This is a genomic window from Arsukibacterium sp. (assembly GCF_041616895.1).
Classification (GTDB): domain Bacteria; phylum Pseudomonadota; class Gammaproteobacteria; order Enterobacterales; family Alteromonadaceae; genus Alishewanella.
This window is the reverse complement of record NZ_JBFJPY010000146.1, coordinates 1-4,958: the sequence shown is the minus strand read 5'-3', so window position 1 is coordinate 4,958 and position 4,958 is coordinate 1. Positions and strand designations below refer to the sequence as shown.

At 45.7% G+C, this 4,958-nt stretch carries 6 protein-coding genes; 1 reads left to right on the top strand and 5 read right to left on the bottom strand.

The genetic code is table 11. The annotated features are described in order from the left end of the window. Positions 1-459 (top strand): N-acetyltransferase family protein (locus tag ABY802_RS15775; RefSeq protein ID WP_372628081.1); only part of this gene is annotated, 459 nt, incomplete at its 5' end. A gap of 111 nt (positions 460-570) precedes the next feature. Here ABY802_RS15775 and ABY802_RS15770 read toward each other — a convergent pair. The 5 genes from ABY802_RS15770 to ABY802_RS15750 all read right to left on the bottom strand — a co-directional run bounded on the left by ABY802_RS15770 (position 571) and on the right by ABY802_RS15750 (position 4,823). Continuing rightward, positions 571-1,461, bottom strand: coding sequence for an aspartoacylase (locus tag ABY802_RS15770; protein WP_372628080.1), 891 nt, complete (start codon positions 1,459-1,461; stop codon positions 571-573). 232 nt (positions 1,462-1,693) lie between these two features. Further along, on the bottom strand, positions 1,694-1,900 hold the full coding sequence (locus ABY802_RS15765) for a bacterioferritin-associated ferredoxin (protein WP_372628079.1): 207 nt from the start codon (positions 1,898-1,900) through the stop codon (positions 1,694-1,696). A 78-nt stretch (positions 1,901-1,978) separates the two neighbouring features. Continuing rightward, positions 1,979-3,181: an ABC transporter permease gene (locus tag ABY802_RS15760; RefSeq protein WP_372628078.1), complete on the bottom strand. Its 1,203-nt coding sequence runs from the start codon at positions 3,179-3,181 to the stop codon at positions 1,979-1,981. Position 3,182: 1 nt separating this feature from the next. Continuing rightward, positions 3,183-3,980 (bottom strand): ATP-binding cassette domain-containing protein, encoded by a 798-nt coding sequence (locus ABY802_RS15755; RefSeq protein ID WP_372628077.1) that lies wholly within the window; start codon positions 3,978-3,980, stop codon positions 3,183-3,185. 9 nt (positions 3,981-3,989) lie between these two features. After that, positions 3,990-4,823 carry a DUF3025 domain-containing protein gene (locus ABY802_RS15750; protein ID WP_372628076.1) on the bottom strand — a complete coding sequence of 278 codons (834 nt, stop codon included), beginning with the start codon at positions 4,821-4,823 and terminating at the stop codon, positions 3,990-3,992. Positions 4,824-4,958: the final 135 nt, after the last annotated feature.

Sequence of the window (4,958 nt, the reverse complement as noted above, 5' to 3'; positions counted from 1 at the left end):
GCGACGGTTGAAGATGCCGCCACCATTTTGCAGTTTATAACCGAACTGGCCATCTTTGAAAAAGCCGAAAATGAAGTATTAACCTCGGTAGCGATGATCAAGCAAACCTTGTTTAATGCCGATGCAAAAGCGCACGCACTGATTTGCGAGCGTGCCGGTGAAGCTATTGGTTTTGCCGTATACTTTTATAACTACTCGACCTGGTTGGGCAAATATGGCCTGTACCTGGAAGATTTATATATTACTCCTGACGCAAGGCGCACTGGCGCCGGTAAAACACTTTTTAAAGCTTTGGCAAAAATCGCTGCGGCTAATGACTGTGGCCGTTTCGAGTGGAGTGTGCTGGACTGGAATACCCCGGCAATTAAGTTTTATCAGGCCCTTAACGCCGAAGAAAAAACCGAGTGGCTGGGCTATCGCCTGACCGAGCCGCAAATTAAAGCACTGGCAGGCGAATAATAGCTTACTAACAGTAGACACCGTTGTTCATTACTGCCAGGTTAAGCTTGTTGTTAACCTGGCACTGTTCTTTTACTGCTGCTTGCTTAGCGTTGTTGTTAACGCCGCGACCTAATCCAGCGTAATTATCACTTTCTCATTTAATGACATCGCCAGATTATTATCATAATAGGCAGCTTCATTTATAAAGGTAGGGTAAACCGTTTGCTCACCTTCGTAATACACTTCCGTGCCGTCGAATAACATAAAAATAGGATCGCCTGGTTGAATGGGTTGATAGTCTTTGTCCTGCACATTTTTATGTACCATGCCTAACCGTTCCCCCTGCTCGTTCATCGGCAATTTAATACTGTGCAGATATCGGAATGCTTCCGTTTGCTTAGGCAGCGCTGGCAGTTTATCTGTATTATAAAGCTCAACAAAATCAAGAATATGCTGGGTCATCCGATCCATTAATTCCAGGACATCGTGGCGCAGCACAGATTGCGGTTGCGGACCCACCTCAACCAGCACGCCATAACGGCCAAGGGTACACATCAGCGCATGGTCTGCAGCGTTAAAGTGATCTTCGTCACGAGATATAATCGCCTCGGGCATCATCATTTTTACATACGCGGCCAACTTATTATAAAAAGGACCGGCCTGGGTTAAAATTAAACAGGCGCCCATATTGCTTGTGGTGTTATGTAAATCTATCAGTAAGTCGGTTTTCGCGGCGCCTTTTGGCCCCAGTTCAGCATTTAGCACTTTAGCCCGGCTTTGCTCGTAGTTAGCCAATGCCGGGTTAGCCAAATCCGTATGCTTAAACTGCCGGTTTAAATCGCTGTGTATATAACGCTTATTGGCATAATGCGCTTCTGGGTTAGCCCAGACACAGCGGCAGTCAAAACTGGGCCGGGCAACTTGTTGTGGGGTTGCCTGATATTGTTTGACTAAATAGATACCCGAGAACTCGTTACCGTGCACCCCGCCTACGATGGCGACCTGTTTAATTTTATCCATAACGTTATCGTGCGCTCCTATCAGAATTTTAATAGCCAATATTCAAGCTTAGTCCATTTATCAGCGGATATTATGGCGTTAAGCCGCTCAAAACAGAACTGGTTCAGGAGAAAACTCAGAATAAACTTCGAAATGAAAAGCGGGATAAATAAAAAGAAAGAAAAGAAAGCAAATAGCATAGAGTTGGCAGAGCATTAAGCACCGCTACCCTCGAATAACGATTACCCATGCCTCAGGCGGCCGGTTTTGCCAGTTCATCTATATCTCTGGATTGTTTTACCAGTTCATTATGCAAAATAGCGCTGGCCTGACAAACACATTTACCACATTGACTACCCACCCCTAAGCTGGCTTTTAATTCCCGCATAGTACTGGTACCCATCGCAATCTGCTGTTTAATCGCTTTATCTGACACTGCTTTGCATAAACAAACGAACATGGCGCTGCCTCTCAATATCAACACAGCGCCATATTAATCTAATTGCGAATTGTTATCAATACCATTTTGCGGTATTGGTTAGCGAAATAACACTTTTTCTTGCTGGAACCAATGCACACAAAAAGCAATCAAACCACCGGCTAATGCCGTGGTGGAACCAAAAATCAGCGCCAGCAAACCGTAATCTGCGGTACCTTTTAGCAGCTCTTTAATAGCCAGCGCAATATTAGTCAGCGGTATTAAAGCCGTGGTGACATCCAGCTCCATGCCTGGCGCCATGGCAATCATTAACGGCACTATAACCAGTATCGTCAATGGGCTCATATAATTTTGCGCTTCTTTAAAGGTGCGGGCGTAAATAGAAATGGCCAACAGCAATGCGGCAAAAATAGCGGCGGTGGGCAGCAGCAGGGAGAACATCAGCATTAAATCGACGATGGTAATACTGGCTAACGCTTCAGATACTTTTGATAAATCAGCAAAAGCACTGATAATCGCGCCCCACACCCCAAGACTGACGACGGTGATCAACGCTGTCATTAATGCCGTGGTCAGCACGGTTAAAAACTTACCCAATACGATAGCCGTGCGGCTGACCGGGCAAATTAATAAGGTTTCCAGGGTGCCACGCTCTTTCTCGCCGGCGCCCATATCCACGGCTGGATACATCGCGCCGCTTAAGCACAATAGCACCAGGGCATAAGCTAAAATCGCGCCCATACTTTCGCCAATATTCTCCCGCTGCTCGGCCGTATTAACCCGGGTCAGCTCAACCGGTTTTAATATTGCGGTAAGGTTAGCCGGATCGACGCCAAGCTGGCTCAACGTGCCACGTTGCAACTTCTCGGTATACTCTTTTAGCATTTCATCGAAATAGTTATACATAAAGTCCAGTTGCGATGACCGGTTGTATATAAGCTGCCACTCTGTCTGCTGTACCGCGTCTTTGCGGCTGGCAAAATCGGCCGGGATAACCAGCGCGACGTCAAACTCTTCATTACGAATAGCGGCAATCAGCTCTTGTTCAGTGCTAAGCGAGGTGTCGACTTTTTTAAAGTTTTTATGATAAAACAAGGCTTCAGCAAACTCTGGCGCTTGTTGTTCGTTAACGATGACATAACGATGTTGCTCTTCCATTGCTTTACTGGTGGTGGTTGCCATCACCAGGCCAACAATACCAAACAGCACCGGGAATATAAGGATGGGCAATAAAATAACAAAAATAAGGGTTTTTTTATCACGCAGAAGTTCGGTTAATTCTTTAAAGTATACCTGCCACATATTAGGCTGCTCCCTGCTGAGGTTTATTGGCAATAACCGCTAAAAACGCCTGGCGCAAATCGCCCTCTGGCGTTAGCTGTTTAAATTGTTCAAGGCTGCCAGAAAAACTGCTTACGCCTTTATCAATTACTACTACCCGATCGCATAAGGCGCCGACTTCATCCAGATGGTGAGTAGAGAATATAACTGGCGTACCGTGATCTTTTAAAGATTTAATAAAATCCAGTACCGTTTGCACCGTCATAATATCCAGACCGGTGGTAGGCTCATCCAGAATAACCACTTTAGGCGAATGCACCACAGCGCGGGCGATAGCGGTTTTTTGTTTCATACCGGTAGACATATTATCTACCCGACGATTAGCAAAATCGTGCATATCCAGCATAGTAAAAAGCTCATCAATCCGGCTTTTTATCTCCGCTTCTTTCATGCCATGCAGTCTGGCAAAATAGGCGATATTTTCAAAAGCGGTCAGTTTGCCATATAAGCCGGTATCTGCTGATAAAAAGCCAATTTCTTTTCGGGCCTGAATCGGCTTTTGCAACACATCAATACCGTTAATAAACACGGAGCCGCTGTCTTGTTTTAATGCCGTAGATAACATGCGAAGGGTAGTGGTTTTACCGGCACCATTTGGCCCCAGCAGGCCTAATACTTCTCCTGCCCCACACTGAAAACTAACATCGCGTACCGAATGAAACGCGTCTTTGCTGTAGCGCACATCCTGCTTTTCCGTATCTGATAATTTATTGCCTTTGCTTATCGCAAATGCTTTCGCTAACCCTTTTATTTCTATCATGTAAGCTTCCTAATCGTTGCTTGATTTTTTTGTTGAAACTGGTCGGAAATAATCCGTATTCTGATAAAAGCTGGCCTTGATGTTATCACTGCACCAGCCGGGCACCCCTAATAATGGCAACGGCGTCAATTGTGCATTATCAAGAAGTAACCCGCCGTTAGCAATTTGTTGCTGCAAATTTTGGTCAAGAAAACTGTAAGCATCTATTAAAGACCATTCACTAAAGCCTTCTGGCACATTAACAAACAGGCATTTGGCTGTTAAGCCCAGAAACGGCGCTGTGGCCATTTCATACATCGCATGACCAAAAATAACCGGCTTAATCCCCCGCCACCAGTTACTGCGCTGCGTTACAAAGGTTTGTTGCCACTGATGAGTGCGCAGCAACCCTGCATGCTGCTGCATAGTCGGCTCCAGGCAAATGACTACCCCGCACTCGTCAAACAAGGTGAGCTTATTACGCAGTTTACTGCGCTGCTTTGCCCCGTGTTTGGCGATCTCGGCCATATGCAGCTGATTAAGCAAAGTCTTTGTCTTAGGAAACAAACACCAGATTAATCCGCCAAAAAAGTCATGCCAGTTTTCGCTCCTGGTAGGTACTTGTCCGGTTGCATAAATATACGCTTCGTAATAGCGACCATCTTTACTTAACGCTTCATTATCAACAAACCTTACCGCTGTGGTGGGCGCACACTGATTAAGCCAGGCTATATCTGGCGCGGCGGTGCGCTTGCCAATATAAAAGAACTGATCCAGGTCGGCAAAGATCGGATTACCTGAAATACAGGCGGCGTCCCACCATGGTGGTGGCATAAAACGGTTTTTTACTTCATTTTTTTGCATAGCGTCTATTTTCTGTTGCTGGTGCTGAACGTTTTCAGCGCGAATTACTTAGCTAAAGCGCGAAAAAGCGCTTGCAATTTTATGCTGGCATGGCACATTCAGGTAGTACGTTTAGACGTACATACTGCCAAAACT

Excerpts from the sequence above, each read along its gene's own strand:
- ABY802_RS15770 (WP_372628080.1), bottom strand. The coding sequence starts at position 1,461 with ATGGATAAAATTAAACAGGTCGCCATCGTAGGCGGGGTGCACGGTAAC.
- ABY802_RS15765 (WP_372628079.1), bottom strand. The coding sequence starts at position 1,900 with ATGTTCGTTTGTTTATGCAAAGCAGTGTCAGATAAAGCGATTAAACAG.
- ABY802_RS15760 (WP_372628078.1), bottom strand. The coding sequence starts at position 3,181 with ATGTGGCAGGTATACTTTAAAGAATTAACCGAACTTCTGCGTGATAAA.
- ABY802_RS15755 (WP_372628077.1), bottom strand. The coding sequence starts at position 3,980 with ATGATAGAAATAAAAGGGTTAGCGAAAGCATTTGCGATAAGCAAAGGC.
- ABY802_RS15750 (WP_372628076.1), bottom strand. The coding sequence starts at position 4,823 with ATGCAAAAAAATGAAGTAAAAAACCGTTTTATGCCACCACCATGGTGG.